25 protein-coding genes are annotated in these 18,183 nt (G+C 48.5%); 14 read left to right on the top strand and 11 right to left on the bottom strand.

What is annotated here, in order from left to right:
* The first annotated feature begins 134 nt into the window (after positions 1 to 134).
* The 4 genes from thyX to SB847_RS10900 all read left to right on the top strand — a co-directional run bounded on the left by thyX (position 135) and on the right by SB847_RS10900 (position 2,889).
* A complete protein-coding gene (thyX, locus tag SB847_RS10915; protein ID WP_410577765.1) occupies positions 135 to 947 on the top strand; it encodes an FAD-dependent thymidylate synthase in 813 nt (270 codons plus the stop codon).
* A 137-nt stretch (positions 948 to 1,084) separates the two neighbouring features.
* Positions 1,085 to 1,519, top strand: coding sequence for a 3D domain-containing protein (locus SB847_RS10910; RefSeq protein ID WP_410577763.1), 435 nt, complete (start codon positions 1,085 to 1,087; stop codon positions 1,517 to 1,519).
* 15 nt (positions 1,520 to 1,534) lie between these two features.
* Positions 1,535 to 2,317, top strand: coding sequence for a hypothetical protein (locus SB847_RS10905; RefSeq protein ID WP_410577761.1), 783 nt, complete (start codon positions 1,535 to 1,537; stop codon positions 2,315 to 2,317).
* Positions 2,314 to 2,889: a deoxynucleotide monophosphate kinase family protein gene (locus SB847_RS10900; RefSeq protein WP_410577759.1), complete on the top strand. Its 576-nt coding sequence runs from the start codon at positions 2,314 to 2,316 to the stop codon at positions 2,887 to 2,889. The genes SB847_RS10905 and SB847_RS10900 overlap by 4 nt, the downstream gene beginning before the upstream one ends.
* Here SB847_RS10900 and SB847_RS10895 read toward each other — a convergent pair.
* Positions 2,872 to 3,255 carry a hypothetical protein gene (locus tag SB847_RS10895; protein WP_410577757.1) on the bottom strand — a complete coding sequence of 128 codons (384 nt, stop codon included), beginning with the start codon at positions 3,253 to 3,255 and terminating at the stop codon, positions 2,872 to 2,874. The two genes, SB847_RS10900 and SB847_RS10895, sit on opposite strands and share 18 nt — an antisense overlap.
* A gap of 163 nt (positions 3,256 to 3,418) precedes the next feature.
* Between SB847_RS10895 and SB847_RS10890 the strand changes: the two genes are divergently transcribed.
* From SB847_RS10890 to SB847_RS10880, 3 genes are all read left to right on the top strand, one after another.
* Positions 3,419 to 3,724 (top strand): sigma factor-like helix-turn-helix DNA-binding protein, encoded by a 306-nt coding sequence (locus SB847_RS10890; protein WP_410577755.1) that lies wholly within the window; start codon positions 3,419 to 3,421, stop codon positions 3,722 to 3,724.
* The gene (locus tag SB847_RS10885) at positions 3,717 to 4,259 is read left to right on the top strand and encodes a hypothetical protein (RefSeq protein WP_410577753.1); all 543 of its coding nucleotides are present in this window, start codon (positions 3,717 to 3,719) and stop codon (positions 4,257 to 4,259) included. The genes SB847_RS10890 and SB847_RS10885 overlap by 8 nt, the downstream gene beginning before the upstream one ends.
* A gap of 87 nt (positions 4,260 to 4,346) precedes the next feature.
* Complete coding sequence (locus tag SB847_RS10880; RefSeq protein ID WP_410577751.1) at positions 4,347 to 5,147, top strand: hypothetical protein; 801 nt, start codon at positions 4,347 to 4,349, stop codon at positions 5,145 to 5,147.
* Between the two features lie 128 nt (positions 5,148 to 5,275).
* On the opposite strand, the gene SB847_RS10875 is transcribed toward SB847_RS10880, so the two are convergent.
* The 9 genes from SB847_RS10875 to SB847_RS10835 all read right to left on the bottom strand — a co-directional run bounded on the left by SB847_RS10875 (position 5,276) and on the right by SB847_RS10835 (position 10,926).
* Positions 5,276 to 5,437: a hypothetical protein gene (locus SB847_RS10875; protein ID WP_163093851.1), complete on the bottom strand. Its 162-nt coding sequence runs from the start codon at positions 5,435 to 5,437 to the stop codon at positions 5,276 to 5,278.
* A gap of 39 nt (positions 5,438 to 5,476) precedes the next feature.
* Complete coding sequence (locus SB847_RS10870; protein WP_410577749.1) at positions 5,477 to 6,289, bottom strand: ATP-dependent DNA ligase; 813 nt, start codon at positions 6,287 to 6,289, stop codon at positions 5,477 to 5,479.
* A gap of 91 nt (positions 6,290 to 6,380) precedes the next feature.
* Positions 6,381 to 6,728 (bottom strand): hypothetical protein, encoded by a 348-nt coding sequence (locus SB847_RS10865; protein ID WP_232673918.1) that lies wholly within the window; start codon positions 6,726 to 6,728, stop codon positions 6,381 to 6,383.
* A gap of 25 nt (positions 6,729 to 6,753) precedes the next feature.
* On the bottom strand, positions 6,754 to 6,933 hold the full coding sequence (locus tag SB847_RS10860) for a DUF8096 family protein (RefSeq protein WP_410577747.1): 180 nt from the start codon (positions 6,931 to 6,933) through the stop codon (positions 6,754 to 6,756).
* A 130-nt stretch (positions 6,934 to 7,063) separates the two neighbouring features.
* Positions 7,064 to 7,501 (bottom strand): hypothetical protein, encoded by a 438-nt coding sequence (locus SB847_RS10855; RefSeq protein ID WP_410577745.1) that lies wholly within the window; start codon positions 7,499 to 7,501, stop codon positions 7,064 to 7,066.
* Positions 7,498 to 7,695, bottom strand: coding sequence for a hypothetical protein (locus SB847_RS10850; protein WP_104679179.1), 198 nt, complete (start codon positions 7,693 to 7,695; stop codon positions 7,498 to 7,500). The genes SB847_RS10855 and SB847_RS10850 overlap by 4 nt, the downstream gene beginning before the upstream one ends.
* Positions 7,696 to 7,800: 105 nt before the next feature.
* On the bottom strand, positions 7,801 to 8,004 hold the full coding sequence (locus SB847_RS10845) for a hypothetical protein (protein ID WP_101293950.1): 204 nt from the start codon (positions 8,002 to 8,004) through the stop codon (positions 7,801 to 7,803).
* A gap of 361 nt (positions 8,005 to 8,365) precedes the next feature.
* Complete coding sequence (locus tag SB847_RS10840; protein ID WP_410577743.1) at positions 8,366 to 10,129, bottom strand: right-handed parallel beta-helix repeat-containing protein; 1,764 nt, start codon at positions 10,127 to 10,129, stop codon at positions 8,366 to 8,368.
* Positions 10,129 to 10,926 carry a poly-gamma-glutamate hydrolase family protein gene (locus SB847_RS10835; RefSeq protein ID WP_410577741.1) on the bottom strand — a complete coding sequence of 266 codons (798 nt, stop codon included), beginning with the start codon at positions 10,924 to 10,926 and terminating at the stop codon, positions 10,129 to 10,131. Before SB847_RS10835 ends, SB847_RS10840 begins: the two co-directional genes overlap by 1 nt.
* A gap of 130 nt (positions 10,927 to 11,056) precedes the next feature.
* Here SB847_RS10835 and SB847_RS10830 point away from each other — a divergent pair, with 130 nt between their 5' ends.
* From SB847_RS10830 to SB847_RS10805, 6 genes are all read left to right on the top strand, one after another.
* Entirely contained in the window at positions 11,057 to 11,281 is a 225-nt protein-coding gene (locus tag SB847_RS10830; protein ID WP_069013240.1) for a helix-turn-helix domain-containing protein, read from the top strand.
* Between the two features lie 99 nt (positions 11,282 to 11,380).
* Positions 11,381 to 12,403: a glycosyltransferase family 2 protein gene (locus SB847_RS10825; RefSeq protein WP_410577739.1), complete on the top strand. Its 1,023-nt coding sequence runs from the start codon at positions 11,381 to 11,383 to the stop codon at positions 12,401 to 12,403.
* 1,208 nt (positions 12,404 to 13,611) lie between these two features.
* Positions 13,612 to 13,893 (top strand): hypothetical protein, encoded by a 282-nt coding sequence (locus tag SB847_RS10820; protein WP_410577737.1) that lies wholly within the window; start codon positions 13,612 to 13,614, stop codon positions 13,891 to 13,893.
* Positions 13,880 to 14,041, top strand: a complete 162-nt coding sequence (locus SB847_RS10815; protein WP_410577735.1) for a hypothetical protein — start codon at positions 13,880 to 13,882, stop codon at positions 14,039 to 14,041. The genes SB847_RS10820 and SB847_RS10815 overlap by 14 nt, the downstream gene beginning before the upstream one ends.
* A 479-nt stretch (positions 14,042 to 14,520) precedes the next feature.
* Positions 14,521 to 14,655 (top strand): hypothetical protein, encoded by a 135-nt coding sequence (locus SB847_RS10810; RefSeq protein ID WP_264372512.1) that lies wholly within the window; start codon positions 14,521 to 14,523, stop codon positions 14,653 to 14,655.
* Positions 14,656 to 14,675: 20 nt separating this feature from the next.
* Positions 14,676 to 15,293 (top strand): hypothetical protein, encoded by a 618-nt coding sequence (locus SB847_RS10805; RefSeq protein ID WP_410577733.1) that lies wholly within the window; start codon positions 14,676 to 14,678, stop codon positions 15,291 to 15,293.
* A gap of 500 nt (positions 15,294 to 15,793) precedes the next feature.
* Here the strand turns inward: SB847_RS10805 and SB847_RS10800 are convergent, their stop codons facing one another.
* The gene (locus SB847_RS10800) at positions 15,794 to 16,342 is read right to left on the bottom strand and encodes a site-specific integrase (protein ID WP_410577731.1); all 549 of its coding nucleotides are present in this window, start codon (positions 16,340 to 16,342) and stop codon (positions 15,794 to 15,796) included.
* An 82-nt stretch (positions 16,343 to 16,424) separates the two neighbouring features.
* Between SB847_RS10800 and terL the strand changes: the two genes are divergently transcribed.
* Positions 16,425 to 18,179: a phage terminase large subunit gene (terL, locus tag SB847_RS10795; protein ID WP_029973274.1), complete on the top strand. Its 1,755-nt coding sequence runs from the start codon at positions 16,425 to 16,427 to the stop codon at positions 18,177 to 18,179.
* Positions 18,180 to 18,183 lie beyond the last annotated feature (4 nt).

The raw sequence follows: 18,183 nt of genomic DNA, 5'->3' as shown, positions 1-18,183 counted from the left end.
TTGTTTATTGCGAGATGTACGGAAGAGATGACTGCACGTTCCGAATAACTACGAAAGAGAAAGCTCGCGGATTAGTGATTAACGAAACTAGTCACGAAAACGGCGAAGCATTAAAACGATTGGAGGACGAATAAATGACGGAAACCAAAATGAACGTACAGCTAATCGCACATACACAAATAAGCGAAAAATTTGCGCATGAAATTTTACGTAAACAAGACGTCAGCGGATATTACGACGATCCTCGATCATTGCTTCCAAGAGACGGCCAAGCGGTCGCCCTAACCGCAATCCGAACGTGTTATAGCGCCAACAAACCGACCGAAATCGTCGCAATGGAAGGCGCCAAGTATTTCGGCTCCAAAGCGTCAGACGGCGGCGCAGGCACGGACGCCGACCGGCTTTTCCGGCACATCTTCGCATCCAAACATACGTCGACGTTGGAGCATATCTCGTTTACCTTTGCGATTGAGGGCGTCAGCCGGGCGTTACTGGCGCAACTTACGCGGCATCGCGTCGGATTTAGCTTCAGCGTCCAGTCACAGCGTTACGTACGGATGGGAAGCGATGATAGATCGGGCGGATTCGACTACGTAACGCCTCCGACAGTGGCCGAGGATAAAAAGGTGGATCACAGTCCGTCATTGGATTTTACGCATTACATTAGCGCAGCCGACCACTTCAGCGACGCTATGGAAATGCTTCAAGATGTATATGACGAGTTGAGAAGTCTGGGAGTGCCCGCAGAAGATGCTCGCGCCGTCCTACCGAACGCAGCCGCAACCAATCTCGTAATGACTGCGAACCTAACCGCGTTGCTTTCGTTCTATTCCAAACGGAAGCCCGGAAAAGGAGCGCAAAAGGAAATTACCGAATTAGCCGAAGCGTTAAGGCGCGAAGTGGTCGACGTAGAGCCATGGACGGACCAGTTTTTCGAGGAGGTGTAAGCATCGGTATACTAACGAATCTAGCGATGTCAACGCAATTACTCACGAACCCGACCGCCAAGCCACCGGAGCCACCCCCGCCCGATCCGCCTCGCATCACCGAAGAGGAATCCGCGCTCCAAGAGGCGGACGCTGAATTGGCGTCCAAGGATGCGAAGATAAAGACGCTCCAATCCGAACTTGCTTCCGTAAAAGACGAAGTCAAGGCGCAGTCTAACGAAAAGCGCGAGAAGCCTTCGCATAAGCACGAAGAGCCTTCCGGCTGGCAAACGTTCGAGGCGACTGCGTATACGGCTTATTGCGCGGAAGGATGTACCGGAACCACGGCGACCGGCCTCGACGTCAGCCATACGATCTATCACGCAGGCAAGCGCATAATCGCGGTCGATCCGTCAGTGATTGCGTTAGGCTCGACGGTTGAGGTGAGGCAGGCAGACGGCACGACGTTCGAAGCAGTGGCGCAAGATGTTGGAGGCGCGATTAAGGGTGCCAAGATTGACGTATTAGTTGCGGATGAAGCCGACGCGGTTCAGTTCGGACGGCGGTCGGTGCAGGTTCGCGTAATAAATTAACGGGAGGGCGATCGGATGGAAGTCGAATTTAACGGTAAGAATCTCGACCATCTGTGCATCAAAACGATGAAAGGGGACGAAGGTATGACGGAAACTAACGCAAATATCCACGTACTGGCTGACGAAAAACTTGGCGGCACCAAGCGCGAATATGTAGAGGTCGATCGGAAGGCGGAGGTTGGCGAGAAGATCGTCATCGTAAACGCAGACGTTCAATGTGAAGAGCCGTATAATAACGGAGATATATTTGAGGTGGAAAGTTTACGCAGTAGGGGCATACAGACGCCGTGTCATCGAGATATCTTCGATTTTGAATACCGCGTACTCGAACCGACCGACATCGTGCACATTGACGGCGAGCGCTACGTTTTAACCGATCGCAAGGCGGAAGTGGGCGAGAAGATTATCATTGTTAGGCCTGACGGAGTAATAGGGGACGATTATGATACAGGGAGAGTTGGAACGGTAAAATCACGCCATTCTGCTGGAGACGTAAGCGTAGAAACTATTGGGTTGGTGTTTGGCGGTGAATACCGTGTCCTCGTCCCGGTCGAAGCCCCCGAAGACGAACCGAAGCCAGCCGACCCAATCGACGTTATCGCCAATTTAGCGCAAGAGGTAGCGTCTTTAAAACGGACAGTCGATCGCCATAGAGACGAAATTGACACGCTGTATAAAGACAAACGGACGCTTGGCGAAGAGTTAGCGCGATTGGCCGTAGAAGTCGGAAAGGAAACGGAATCAAGCGCGAAGGCAATGGCGGAAGCATTTGTGGCGCTAAGGAGAGCCGGCTTATGAAGCTCGCTCTGACCGCACCGTTACGCGCAGGCAAGACGCAGGCCGCCGGTTATCTATCGACGTATTACGATTTCCAAACGTTCGCCTTCAGTGACGAACTCAAAGCCGCCTTTCACCGCGCTTTCCTTTCCGTACCTGAAAAGCCGAAGCCGCGAGAGTATTATCAAGAATTCGGTCAGGCGGCGCGGAAGATACTCGGCGAAAACGTCTGGATAGACGCATGCATGGCGAAAGTTGACGCATATACGGCGCTCTTTTCTCGTAAATGTGATTGCGGCTTATCACCGTCCCTGAAGAATCGCGTACTGATCGAAGACGTTCGGCAACAGAACGAATATGACCGGCTGCGCGCCGAAGGATTTACGATCGTCCGCATTACGGCGCCGGAGGAATTACGGATCGAACGCGCACGGAAGGCCGGCGACGATTTCGATTTAGCAGCGCTCGATCATCCGACTGAAAAAGCGCTGCAAACTTTCGAAGTTGATTACGAAATCGTGAACGATGGGACGTACGAGCAGCTCTACGCGAAATTGGATGCGCTGGCTGCCGAGTTACTTGGCCGAGCTTAAATCGAAAGCATAAACGCCGGAAGGGTACGCCATATACGGCTGCTTCGCGGCTTCTCCTTCGCCAATCATCTGAAAACGTAGCGGAAGGTCCTCGTCTTTGAAGCCGGCCGCCTTAATTACTTTGCTTGCGGCTTTATTATACGAACGCTTATCGAATTTGAACGGAGTCGCATCGGCCTTTACGCTTTCAGGCTTTGCGCAAACAAGACGGTTCGCTTCGGCATCGTAGCCGATCGTCAGGTAAAACGGAGCTTTGTCGGGCAGGCCGATAATCTTACGCGCGCCGGACGAAACGTATATTCTTCGTTGTTTATCAAGCGTTATGTAAGCGTCATTACTCTGCGCTGAAATCCAATTAATAACCACGCAATTCACCTCGATTATACATTATACGGAAATTATATTCGCTTTCGGGGCGAAAGTCAAACGAAAAGGGGACGAGGGGATGGGTACAGTCAAAATCGATCTACACCGAAAGGATCGCGAGTTTAACGCCGCATACGCGCTCGACGACGCAGAGGGCGTCAAGTTGCTACTCGCCGATTATCAGAAGTTCGTCAGCCGGAAGCGCTGCGGCGACTATGCGGCAGTGGAAGTGCTGATCGACATTCACAAGGCTATTGAGCTCGCCGGCTTAACGGATCGGCAACGACAGGCGATCGAGCTCGTTTACTTCGGAGAATTAACGCAAACCGAGGCGGGCGAACGGATGGGTGTCGGGCAGGACGCCGTATCGAAACTAATTGACGGCGCAACCGAAAAACTTGCGGACATTTATTACTATTGGGCCGGTCACGGCGAAGGATACACGACAGGGGGACGGATTGATGGATAAAACGATTTTGCACGAAACGATTACGGAAATGTACGCACGAACTAAGGCCGGTAAGATGTCTCGGCGTGAACGTATTGAGGCAATCACGGCCTTAGCAGACGCTTACTACGACTCTACCGGTGAGCACCCGGAGCCGTCAGCGCTTGAACGAATGGCCAATCTTGTACTCTACGAAGAATTGTCTGACTCGCATCCGGACAAGGTGACGCGCGAAGAGTACCCGATCATGAGCGAAACCCAATTCGACGAGCGATATAAACGAGAGGCTTCGGATAAATTGGCGGAGGAGTACGACCAAACCGGCTCCTACAAAGGCCGGCCGATCCGGAGAACACGTTCTTCCTACGAAAATAAATTACTGGACAGACGCGCCAAGGCACGGAATGAAGAGCGCAGGAAAAACTACAATTCTTTTACGAAAGGGTATCTAGTCGCCGTCGGTAAAACGCCGAAAGGGGAGGTGATTACGGAGAGACGGTATACTCCCGGCCAATTCACCGTAAATATCGCAACCGGCGAAAAAGTTTATCACTAATACCCGTAATTTACCGCGTTAGTTGTCTATACGTAATGAGGGCGCCAATTCAGCGCTCTTTTATTTTTGCGAAAAGGAGACGGTATAATGAAGAGATTACGAGTTATTAATACGGAGACAGGCGAAGACTGGTCGGAAATGTACACGTTGCGGCACCGCAACCAAGACGCAGCCTTTCGTCAGCAGCAAGAAAAAACAGCCGATCGGCGCGATTTCTCAAACGCTAATATGTCTAATATTCACGAAGTCTATGACGCTCTTACGACGGCACAGTGCGGCTACCTGATGCTGATTCAATGCTACGTCGATTACAACGGTGTGCTAATCAAATCCAGCCGCAATAAAACGCCTATGACCACTACCGACATGATGGACGTTTTGCAGCTCGGTAAAAAACGGATGACCTTCTACGACTTCCTTTCCGCCTGTACCGAGCACGACATTATCCGGGAAGAGGCGGGCCGCTACGGCGTGAATGACCGCTACCACTTCAAAGGTAATTTCGGTAGTCAGCAAGTCGTTAAGCTATACAGCGCGAAGATTAAACGGGTGTACAGCGAAGTGAAGGCGACTGACATCGGTCTGATCTATCGTATGCTTCCGTTTATTCACTACGAAACAAACGCTCTGTGCGCAAATCCTTTCGAAAAGAATCCGAAGCGCATACGTTGGTTTAACAAGAAAGAGCTTGCGGGGGCGCTCGGTGTTACTTCGGATACGCTCGGCCGGCGCCTGAAGCAGATGAAATTCGACGGCGAATACGTTGTTGCGCGCATTAAGGTCGGAAGCGAGCCGGAGCGCTACACGTTTAATCCTAACGTATTCTATCGACAATCAAAGACGCCGGACAAAACGCTGATTGCGCTGTTCAACGTTAAGAAGGTATAATTTTACTATATCGGAGGTGAGACGAATGGGAGAGATTAAACCGGGAGCTAATCCGTTAGAAAGCATTATCAGAGGCGCAGGTCCAGCGGAAAGCGCATCACGCGGAGCATAAAACGAAAAAGGACGCCTTATGCGGGCGTCTTTTCTTCGTCATCTTCCGTTTGTAATTCAAGAACTTCGATCTGCGATTTTAAGATAGCTATGTCTCGGCTGTTTAGGTTCGTAGGTAATTCAAAGCGCGCAATCTGCCCGTTTGTAAGCGCAATGCGAGCGTATTGTTTTTCGCCCATCCGTATATCTCCTTCGGTGTTTATGCCTTAAATATATCATCAGCTCTTCCACGAATCAAACGAAGGTATCCGCAGCAGTCCTTTGCGCGTCTTAAATCGGTGCTTCACACGGCATTTTATCGGCTCTATATTCACGTATTTATCCGTTTCTCCTACGTCTACCCGCTCCGAATGAAATCTCCGCCGATCAGCGTGCGGCATAAACTCCATCATGCCCGCATAAGAACCGTCTTCATACGCCAGAACAAGCGCATTATCCTCTTTCCGATAACCCGTAATCCAAACGTCAGTGTATTCGTAATTAACGATCTTCAGCCAACGATCTGACCGCTTATTCTCCGCGTAGGATGAATCTGCGCGCTTCATAACGACGCCTTCAATGCCGGAGCTTTTCGCTAATTCGAAAACAGCGTGGCCATTACCGGTAACGCTATCGACAATCTTAACGTTTGGATGATCGAGGGCAAGGCCGCTTAATAATTCCTTCCGCTCATATAACGGCTTCGACGCAACCGATGCGCCGTCAAGACGCAATATATCAAACACGCAGAATACTATCGGATGATAACTTCTTCGTGATTGAAACCGCTCCATCATAGCCTCGAAGTCTCCGGCGCCTGTCGTTCCGGGCACGATAATCTCGCCGTCAAGTACGGTGCCGTCCGGAATCTGTAACGTGTGGAGTTCGGTGAATTTAGCGGTGACTTCGTTGTTGTGGCGCGTGTAGAGGCGTATTCGGCCGTCATCTTTGGACGCGAGCAGGCGGATACCGTCGAATTTAATTTCCGTAATGTAATCGTCAGAGTCAAACGGGTCTTTTGCGGACTCTAATAGCATTGGCGAAATAAACAAAAAATCACCTCGTTTCAGCTTCGTATTACTTTAATGATATAGTAATAGCCGGCTGGAGCGAAGTGATACGTATCCGGTAATTTATGGTCGTTTATTTTATTCCGTGTCTATCAAATGACGCTAGTACCTGTGATACTTCGCTAAGAGTACATCTCTGGCTGTTCAGGTATGATTCTACGTCCTTGTCAGACATTTCATAGGAATCTCTCACGCTTCTTTTTGTGCCTGATGCTCGTTCGATTTCTCGCGATCTTTCTTCGACAGTGAGCTTAATCCAATTATTATTTCTAACACAAAGTTCCACCGATTTTTCATACCAGTCGAGCCCGCCATTTATATCTCTTTCTTCCAAGAGGAGCGATGAAACAATAATACTAGAGTCGGGGTTTTCCTCTGATATCTTCTTCCTTAGTTCACCTAGTTGCGAGGATACTTGCATATGTATATCTCCTTATTGCGTTATTTTAAATGTTCTTCTTCATTCCACACCGCCTGCACTCCCGAAGAAACTTCCCGCTCTTCACCGAGCTTTTGAACAGCGTATAGTCACAGTTATCACATCGTCCTGCGCGCTTGTCCGGAAATTCCTTGTATTCGTAAGTGATCGACGTATCAATGCCGTTAGTCTCGTATTTTTCCCCCATTTTCGCTGTACCTCCGTGTCTTACATCGTTGTATAGAACGATTATACCACGAAATTACAACGAGAGAGCCGCTTCAGACGAGTTCAGGTACGATAGGTATCCGAAAGCTTGAAACGGCTCAGTTCGTTCATTATTTAACGTTGAATTTTGCTGACTCAAACGTACCGACATATTTGCGCTTGCCTGAATCCGAATAGCAGTCGATCTGAATAACGTATGTTCCTTTGCCGGTCTTGCTGCGGATCGACTTCGCACTAAACGATTTCAGCGGCGTTGATGTTTTGAAGTTGCCCCGCTGTACTAAATACGTATCAGTCAGCCCGCCACCACTACGCTTCTTGTATACGCCGGCCGTGTAGTACAGCGTTGATCCGCCTTTCTTCTCGGCTTTCCAGTCGACCGTGCTTGCGCTACTGCTGTACGTGGTTGCGTCCGTATATACCCGCGCTTTATGTCCGAACTTCTCCGTCTGCCAGCCCGACCATGCCGCGTCAGCTTGCGGAGCCAACGCAATAGTGCCTGTTAATAGGGTTGCGGTGATTACGAGCGATTTAACTAAACGTTTCATACGATTTCCTCCTCTGTGCATACAGGTACTATTTTATATCCGAAATCTATAAGACACATTTCGTAACCGACCCGGAATGCTTTTATATCCAAGTCCCGAACACCTTCTCTGTAATCGCTAATTATCCTTTCGGCGCGCGACTGTTCCATTTCTGGATAACCCTGATGTAGTGGCGTTAACTTAAAATCTTTCATACGATTTCCTCCTCGACTTCCAGCCGCGTACCACACGTAGGGCAGCACGCGTCCGGTTTGATTTCGATATCTAATTTTACGTAATTACATTCGTGACAAGCGTATTCAATCATCGTTAATGTCTTCCGTTTCCTTTTCGATACGATACCCGAAATATTGCATTAGCGTATTGATCCCGATTTGGTAAGCGCGCCCGCATCGACCGAAATTGGCGGCGGGGCGCACGTATAATTCGAGGATCTGCGCTTCCTGCTGCGGTGTTAATGCCGGCACATCCGGCCATACTTTACGAATCATAAGCTGTTCCATACCGTTATCGCCTCCGTTTTAGTGCTACGACAAGACCCGCGATTGCTACGATCAGGGCCGCCGCCGTAATGCCGATGGTTAATACCGTTAACATGGCGCGCTCGCCTCCTTGTGTTTGCGTTATGGTTACGGTACTATAAGAGACACGGGGCGGACTCTCCAATCAACCCCGTATCAATGTTCTGGCGCTAGTCGTTTTTGCGATTAGCGTTTTTTGCGTTAACGCAGGCGGTTGCCAGATTCGTTATCGCAATGACGAAATTTACTATCGCCGTTATGATTAGTACCGTTTCCGCGTTCAATCGTTTTTCCCTCCTTTCTATAATTCTATTATACGATATCGTATAACGTAAGTCAACGATTAAATCGGAATATTTTGATATTCTTTGTCGGTTTCGTTGAGCGATAGGGTTCCGGCTATCTTATTTCCGATGAGCCGCGAATTAATAGAATCGGAAGTCTTAATCGGATTGTACAACGCGAAAGAGTTGGCCGAATACACAACGTTTTCCTTTACTAAGGCACCGTCGGTGTTTTTCGTTTGAATTCCGTAACCGCCCGAAGCCTTCCGATTAAACGTTATGTCATTTCCGGATATTTCAGGGTTTTTACCACCGACGACGTAAATCGGTATCAGACATTTCGCGTCAGTGATGTCGTTGTTCTTAATGCGAACGGTTCGCCCTTCTGCGCTTTCTCCGTAAATAGCCATGTTTGCCGGTTTTGGTATGCGGCTGTATTCGATATCCACGTCGCTTCCCTTATCGAAAGATATAGCGTAGCCTGTTGCGCCAGAGTAGTCGGTAAGATCAATATCGTTATCTATCAGTTTCGCCGAAGACCGCGTAACTACGACGCCTTGCTTACTGCGCTTAATGTCGTTCGACTTCGCTTTAACGTTAACGGAGTCGGCAATCTCTATCGCAGTAATATCCGAATCGTGGAGATCGTTACCTTCGAACGTTATATCTTTTGAGTTACGCGCGCTACATAATTTACCCGGACAGTGATTTACGATGTTATCCGAAAACTTAACGTTCTTGGCTTCGAAGGTAGCCAATGCGGTGCCATCAGCGCTAAGCTCCGAAATTGTATTGCCGGATACTGAAACGTCTGCTCCGCGAACGTCAATACCACTACTGAAGCCTTTTATCGTATTTCCGGTGATTGTCGTATTATTTCCGCTAAAGCCAGCCGACACGCCAAGGCTCGTAATCGCGGTATATTTCTTGTCCGTACGTACAAACGTATTATTCGAGATAGTAGTGTCGGTTCCGAATCCGTAAGAGATCGAGTTATCCGAATAGTTGCCGGAGATAACGACCTCGTATCCGCTGAAATTACAAACGGACTGCAGCACATTTCCTTTGAAAGTATTGTTCGTTATCCTCACATTGCGAGGCTCTTCGTAGTCGATATCGCCTTCACCGTAACCTTCGATATCAATGCCGAACATAGGCTTACATCCATCGTTTATGCCGGCGTTGGTTATTACGTTTTTATCGATCTTTACATCTTCGCCGCCGGTGACCGATATATTGTTTCGACGAGCACCGTCCAATTTACAACGCTCAATCGTAATATTGCGGGCGGGTCGGTAAGTCGTCCAAGGAACGTTTAACATGCCTTGCGCGTTCACCATAATACAATCGCCCGTACATTCCGAAATATCCACGCCTTCAATCACGACATTCTTGGCGCCATGTACGTTTATGCCGTATCCCCATTCGTGCGTTTCTTTCTTTACGCGATCACCGTGCCCGGTAAAGTTGTGCTGATAACGGTCACCAAGTATCTTACCGCCTTTTATCGTCACGTTTTCGAATTCTCCAATGTAGATACAGGAATATCCGTAAGAACTATTTGGCTCTACAATAAGTTCTGCTTTTGGATGCAATATTAGGGTCATATGTGACGGTACACGTATCCCGGCACCTTCTTCCGGGTTAACTGCAATACGGTTTACTGCGTCGATAAGGTATTTTCCCTTAGGGATTTCTACCTCAGAATAACCAGCCTCAGCCGCCTCGTATATTGCGCAATTAATTCCTTGTGTAGTCATAGCCGCCTCAGTCCCGTCCCAACGCACATCGTACTTTTCAGCTTCCAACGTATATCGCATCATTATTCGTTACCTCCAACGTTATAGTTTTCGTTAATGAACTCCGACAGCAGCCCGGCAAACTTATAGAACGTCTCGGTTTCGGTTCCGGCGCGTCCGTTAAGCGAGAACTTACCGAACATGCTTTTACGCAATCCGGTACTGAGCTCGATCTGTAGGCTTTCGCCGGTTATGCACTTATTCGCTATGTTCGCGCTACTAGCGCCTGCGAATCGATGTCCGGCGCCCACAAGTTCGGCACTAAAGCCGGCCGCATTCAAGCGATCTACTAACGTCTGGCCACGAACAGGATCGGTGCCTCCTACGATAATATGCTCGGCGCTGTCACTGTAACCGTGGAGCGATATAGCGCGTTGGTGTCGCGAAACTAAGGCAAGTGCAGTCGGTTCATCGTAATGGGTACTCGTGATGTGGAGGTCGAAGCCGTTCGGCGTCTTAAGAGATTCGAATAGATACGTAGAATAGTCGTTACTGAGTTCGCGAGCTAACTCGCTAGTTCCGCCTTCAATACTGCCGCCATGCGGTGCGAGTATCAAAACGGGCGTGGTGCGGTCGATTGCGAAAATGTTGTAGTTCGTCTCGGGTTCGTTGGCTTCGAGTTCGGCAAAGTTGCGGTAAACATCGGTGGCTTGCGCGGTGACTGAAGTGGATGCGAATAACATTGCGCATAGAATAAACGCTGTGATATACTGGAAGTGCTTCGTTCGATTCGGACGGTGCAGCTTTGCTTTGGTCGGTGGGGCTGCGCCTCCGTTTCGTTCTTTAATCGCCTTATTCAGTTTTCGTGGATCATTAATCATTTCGTTACCCCTCTCGGATTTTATTAACGAGGGCCCTTCGTCGTCCTAAATATACGATATACGATAAAGTATGTCAATGGATTTGCAGAAATTTATACGATATCGTATAATAGTCGCAGAGGTGGTCGAAATGAAACTAAACGCAACGCCGCGTCTAAACGCCGTTATGAAGGCGAAAGGGTGGACGCAGGTAAGACTATCAGAAGCATCGGGCGTGCCGCAGGGTTCAATATCGCGATTTGATAAGAATAGCCGCCACGAAGATTGGCACGTTTTTTCAATAGCGAAGGCGCTCGGCGTAGAAGTCGATGAGCTATTCGAAATTGAAGAAGCCGCAGAAGAGGACGCTGAATAAATCGGCGTCTTTTTTTTGTCTTGAAATCCGAGCGCTCGTTGGTATAATTATCCTATCGAACAAAGTTCGGGAATTCCCGAACTGAAAGGGCGGTTATAAATGAATCCGAAAATGAGCGTTATTATACCGGTATACAATGGCGAAAAGTATCTTTGCGATTGTATCGACAGCGTGCTTGGGCAGACGCTTAAAAATATCGAGGTTTTGGTCGTAGATGACGGCTCAACTGATGCGACGCGCAATATTCTCCGATTCTATTCTACGATAGATGAACGGGTCAAACCGATCTATCAGACGAATCAAGGGCCGGGCACGGCGCGTAATACCGCACTGAAGCAGGCGAAAGGCGAATTTGTAGCGTTTATCGACTCGGACGACTGGATTGAGCCGGAAGCTTACGCAGTTATGTACGAAGCTGCACGCGAAAACAACGCAGATATTGTCTTTACGGACATGCGTTGGGATTACGAAGACGCGTCGAAAATCTATACGAAAAGTTATAGCGCAAAAGCGAATGAGCCGATCGGACGGGCCGAGATTAAGGCGACTATATTGACGGATTTCTTATACAACGGATCGTACGGCGGCGTCGGCAAGGTAATTCGCAGAAGCATGCTCGATACGTGTAACATAACGTTTCCTGACGGCAAGTACCTCGGCGAAGATTGGCTGTTCAACATGGACGCGTTTACGTATTGTCAGACGGCATACTATATCGATAAGCCGCTGTATCATTACCGGCAGATCAATGACGCCAGTTTGATGCGCGAATATAATCCGGAATTATTCGATTCGTACATCGATAGCGATACGCTCGAACAATATGCAAAACGATGGGGCTTGTATAGCGAGAAGGTTGCGGTAGATCTGGCGAGGCGTAAATGTTATATCGCGGTTAACGGCTGTATACAGAACGAATTCAAGCCGGGCTGTCGTAAAACAGTGCGCGAAAAGTTGACGCTGATTAAGCGCATAGTCGAACATCCGAACGTGGGGAAGTCGGTTTCGATAGCGTTGCAGCACGAGGAGAGTTGGGCAAGGCGGATATACTTGGCGATGCTAAAACGGAAGGCGGTCGTAGGGTTGTTTCTGGCGGGGAAAATACTTACGTTGAGGCGCTGACGGATAGTTGGCGTCTTTTTTTATGCATACGATTCTCAATTACGATAACCTAAATGATAATGAACACGACTTTATTCGTACAAATCGGGCAAAAACACGACTTTATTCGTACACCCGAAAAGTGGGTTCGCGCTTAGAGCCGCAAGGGATACAGCCGTTTTAGTCCGCCGATCACTTCTTAGTCTTGTGAGTCACAAGCCTCCGGAACTACGGCTGCGCCTTCGTCCGGTGTTAGCGCAATCAATATATCTATTAATATCTGCGCGTATGTAGGGAACGAAGTGACCGGAATTAGCGCTATGTTTAAATACAAGCGGAAGATATCCGTTAATATAGCGTTAAATTTACGAAAATAATTCCGTCCTAGCAACGATAAATACGCATATTTTAACGGCTTAGCTGTCTATACGTAATAGAAGGACGTAACATACCGTATAACCTAGCGATAGGCAGGCGGGGTACTGCCGGCATACATACGCTATATGTAACACCGTATAGGCATACGTATAGTTATATAGGAAGGAAGGCGTCGGGGAGGCGTCCGGTTGCGATGCGTGATGAGGCGAACAGCAACGAGCCACTGCCGGAGGGTGAGCCCTTCCGAAACTCATGGGGTCTAACCGAATGACCAACGCAATATACACGATCCTATACATAGCATACGGCACATGGCATACGGCAGGGTGCAGGTGTGGCGCGGGTTAGCGAATGCATAAACAACATACGATTAATTGCGATGAGTAAACGATGACGAACGTTATCATATCAACGTTTGTCTGTTGATTCGAATGTAACTCAATTTACTTCTGTTAAATTCGTTATTCATAAATATGTATTTAATATACGATGACCCAAACGAAGAATCGCGGAAACGCCGGGCCCCCAACCGCCCCCAAAAATACCGGCGCGACTGCTGTCCGGAACTTGCGCACAATTTTTCGAACTCGGGGCGTCAACTAAACGGAGGTGATCGCGATGGAAAATTTCGAAATCACATGTAAGTGTTGCGGATCAAAGAACGTTGTAGCTTTCGGAAACTTCGACATGGCTGCGCACTTTTATTGCGAGGATTGCAACGCAGACGAAATAGAATACAATTATTCCACGAAATAAACACGCAACAGCCGTTTTAATCCAGCCGGAGGGTATTCGTTAGGGTAAGCGTTAGATACGCTAATTTCGTGTGATTTCGAAGGGAGGACGAAAGAGTGGCGAAATATCGTAAAAAGCCGGTTGAAATAGAAGCGGTAAAATTCGAGGATACGACGGAATCTATATCGGCTATATCGGAGTTATCCCACGATAGGTTAATTCGGGTAGACTATCGACAAAAGCCGGTCGTAATGTATATACCGATGTTAGAAGGCGTAATGACTGCGCAAGTTGGCGATTACATTATTCGGGGCATTAAGGGCGAACTTTACCCGTGCAAGCCGGACATTTTCGAAAAGACTTACGAAAGGGTGAACGAATCGAATGGCGGAATTTAAAACGTTAAAAGAAATCGTCGAGCAACTCAAGGTTTGCAGATATGAATGCGAGGCAGGTCCGCTAGAGAATAACGTAGCTTTTCAAAAGCTTGCGGAATTGGCGGGGGTTGAGGATGAGTCTGGAGAGGAAATTTACTACGTCAGTTAATATACGAGCAAATCAAGGATGCGGTGGCGGAATAGGTAGACGCAATTTGCGGGCGCATCGAGAGAGTGAAAGACTCCTAACTTTGCTGGTATAGAAGCACACACGACCCGGGATAAACCAGTATGCGAGGTGCAAATCCTCGTCCGCATAATAAACGAATAGCCAAGGCGGCGTGTCAAGTTATCGCAACTTGCTAAAAGCCAACATACGCAATCAGAACGAGGCTTCCGCACCCTACGGCGGAGGTCTTTTTGTGCTTGCGTTTTACTGATCAGTCGGAATAGGCTTACGAGCCCTCCGGTAACGCTAGCGCACCCACCGACACGCCTCTTAACAATGCGGACATCGGTCGGTGTGGCAAATAGGGGCGCATGTTCCTTGGTGGCGAATTATTTGGGCAGGTTCGATTCCTGCCGCCCCTGTTTTAACAGAGATTCATCATGAAGCTCTGTCTAAGAAACGAAAAGGAGACGATGAAGATGACGAAGATAGCGGAATTGCTCGCGTATTTAGATCGTTTGATTGCGTTGCAGGCATCCGGACATGTAGTACGTAACGAGATTGCGGAAGCCCTTGACGCGATCAGATACGAATTGATCAGCGAAATCAACTAAACGAAAAGGAGACGGTGTGAATGGCGGATAAACGCGAATCAACAAGAAATTCAGTAATGGCGGGGGTAGCTCTAAACAAAACAGGCTACTCCTTATCAGACGGATATCAAGCTCCAAAATTCAGCCTGGAATCTCAAACCGGAAATATCTACGCAACAGGCGACATCAACGTAAAAGTAGCCGTAGAGGTATCCGAAGCTATTACCGGCCTCAAAGCGCTTCAGCGCGAAGCAAAGGCGGCGACGCAGGCGCTGGCTGAATTGCGGGAGGAGCAGGCGAAACGCAAGGGCGCTCCCTCAACTGTTTACGAGGAGTATATCGAAAATGTAAAACGCTTAGCTGGCGATTGGTACTCGGAGGAATTTCGATTAGCGAACGACATTATTTACGGCGCTTACTCTTCAGGCGCAGAAGGTGAAGTCTACATTGGTCGAGGGATGGGAACAAGCACGTCAATTCGGGCATTAGAAAATACGTTTAAAGATGTTGTTTATCTATCTGTAGAAACCCAAAGAAACGCGCCGAATTTAAACGGAAAAGTAGTTTTTGTAGATCCGGGTGTCAGTGTTCCGAGAGGACAGAGAATCAAGAGGTTATTAAAAATCTCTTGTGTAGATGGAAATGGAGTTCCGTGTTAATGGAGTTCGTAGTTATGATAGTCGATACACCGGAGCAAGCCAGATTTCTCGAAAATATTTTTAGAGATGTCGACAACAAGCGTATTTATTTCCGAGCTTTAGCTGTTGGTCAGGCAGCCGTCGGTTGGCAACATAAAGGAACGCGTCCAACTAAGGTTATAGTAGCGTACAGGGAACTTACAACCGATCGAGAGAAGCGGTGGGAGCGAGAGGTCGTCAGAAATATCGGGTATAAAGACACGCATCCGACGAAGAAGACACAGTGGATAAAGTTAAACGGAGGCGGTCGCCTATGACAAATAAGCAAATGGAATCCCACTGTGCCCCGTCCAATTGTTCACGCCATTTCGAAGTATGCGATTGCAAGTCGATGTGCCTGCTGCGGTATGGAGCAGAAATACGGAAGCGGCAGGAAGAAGTCGTAGCGTCGACCGGCTTATACGAAAAAAGACGAGCACACCTACGTTGGATGCGGCTCAAACGTTGGGGCGCCCGTCGTCTTATAGATTAACATTCGCGTATACTTCGTCGATCCGGTCCTGATTGATTCCGATATATCTCAACGTGACCGACTGCTTCGAGTGGTTGAAAATTGATTGAAGTAGCGTAAGATCTGTGCCGTTCTTGTACGCGTGGTAGCCGAAAGTCTTACGCAACGAGTGGCAGCCGATTGTGCCGAGCTTCTCCGAGAGGCCGGCGCGCTCAACAGCTTCGTTAAGGATGCCGTATGCACGAACGCGAGTAATAGCTTTCGAACCTTTCCGAGAGGGGAAAAGCCAGTCGTCGTCGTTTGCTTCGGTCGGAATCAGGTCGGCAACGGCTTTCTTGATAGCGGCATTGAAGAAGAAACGTTTTGACTTCTTCGTTTTCCCTTCCGTAATTGCAACGAAGTCCTTTCCGCGCACATCGCCGACTTTGAGCGCAAGTATATCGGAAATGCGTAGGCCGGAATTAATTCCGATCGTAAATAAAAGCAGATCACGCCCGCGAAGGGCTTTTTTTATTGTGTTTATTTGGCGTTTTTCTCTAATCGGTTGGACTTCGTTCATTCGAATTTCACTCCGTTCTCAATATGTTAAATTCATATTAACGAAAATAATAACGAAAGTCAAGCGAAAGGAGGGCGATAATTTGGCGTACATTAACGGAAAATGGTTGGATCGTGAAGAGCGGCAAGAACGTATCGACTTATTGATCGAGAGTGTGCGTCGATTAGCGGCCCTCATTAAAGCGAAAAAAGCCACCGATTACCATATCGATATGTTCCGGAAGAACAAGGCCGAATTAATTAAACTGAAGCGCGTTCATCGTGCCGAGGTGGATATCGCATATTTCACCTACGAGTATTTGAGCGACGGCCTAAATCCGGAAAACGAGGATAACGTCGTAAGGAACTCGGATGACGGGACGCCCCACGATGGCATTGAAGATATCGCGAAGATACACGAAGAGTTTTTTGAGCTTTGCGATTATGTCAACGAAGAAAAAAGGAACGCGCGTCTTGCAATCGCGGCAGCCCGGGGCCACTCAAAATCCGGAATGTTTTCGAACGCTTTGCCGTTACATCAGGCGGCTTATAGAAAGCGGAAATATATTCTCGTTATATCAGAGACGGATTCGCTCTCGAAAAAGCTCATCGGATGGGTTAACAAGCAAATGAAATTTAACGCCAAACTCCGGGAAGACTTTGGGCCTATGATGCACGAGTCGGCAAGCCGCAACGAAAAGGATAACGAAGAGGCGTTCATTACAACGACGAATATCCTTATCGAGTCGTCATCCTCCGGTAAGCAGCTTCGCGGTAAACGTCACGGAGCTGTCCGGCCTGACCTCGTAATAATTGACGACCCATCATCGACAAACAACGAAGGAACCAAGGAAGCGCGGGAAAAGCTCGTTCATTGGTTTAACTCGGTCGTTGTTCCGATCGGGTCCAAGGCGACTGCGATCGTGTTAGTCGGGACAATGGTTTCGGCGACCGGGCTTCTTAACCACGTTCTGAAGCGTAAGGATTTCAAGGCGAGCTTTCACGGAGCGATCATAAGCGAGCCAACACACCCGGAATTATGGGACAAATACTGCGAGGTCTATGCGAGAGCGGAAACGATCGAAGAGGCTGACGAATTTTACGAAGCGCATAAAGAGGCGTTGGAGGACGGCGTCGAACTGGCGTGGCCTTGGCGCTGGACCTATCGCGAGCTCATGCACGAGAAAGTAAACATGGGAACGCGTGCATATAACTCGGAATTCCGAAACTTGGCTTTCAGTGAAGACGAGCAGTTCTTCTTCCCGGATAACTACGCTTATTATCACTATTATTACGAGAACGGAACAGCATACGTCGTGTACAACGAATTGAAAATACCGGTCAGTGATCTTCTAATTGTCGGCGCGTGGGATATCGCGCAGGGTAAGAATGCGCGGTCTTGCTATAACTCGGTTATTACGCTCGGCAAACACGAGCCGACGGGATACATTTTCGTACTTGATGAATACGCGTCGAAGGAGCCGGCGCACGTATACATTGACGTCATTATTCGGAAGATCAAACAATACCGGCATCGTTCCTTCAACGTCGAAACGATTAACGCGCAACACGAATACTACCGTCAGCTTCAGGAGCGGGTCCGGCAGGAAGGTCTTTATACGTGCCGCGTGAACGATGTGAAATCGCATAAATCTTCGAAAGACGAGCGTATTCAGTCGATGGAGCCGATGCTGCATAACAAAACGTTGATTCTGAACGATAGGCACACGATGCTTCTCGATCAGATGGCGCAGTATCCTTTCGGCGATTACGTTGATTCACTCGACGCGCTTCAGCAGGCGCTCGAATCCGTATTCAGGCCGAAAACAAGGCTGGTGAAGAAGCCGGGATGGCTATAAGAAA

The organism is Bacillus sp. SIMBA_026 (assembly GCF_046535335.1).
GTDB classification, from domain to species: Bacteria; Bacillota; Bacilli; order Bacillales; family Bacillaceae; genus Bacillus; species Bacillus velezensis.
The sequence above is the reverse complement of the archived record's forward strand: the minus strand, read 5'-3'. Positions and strand labels throughout refer to the sequence as shown.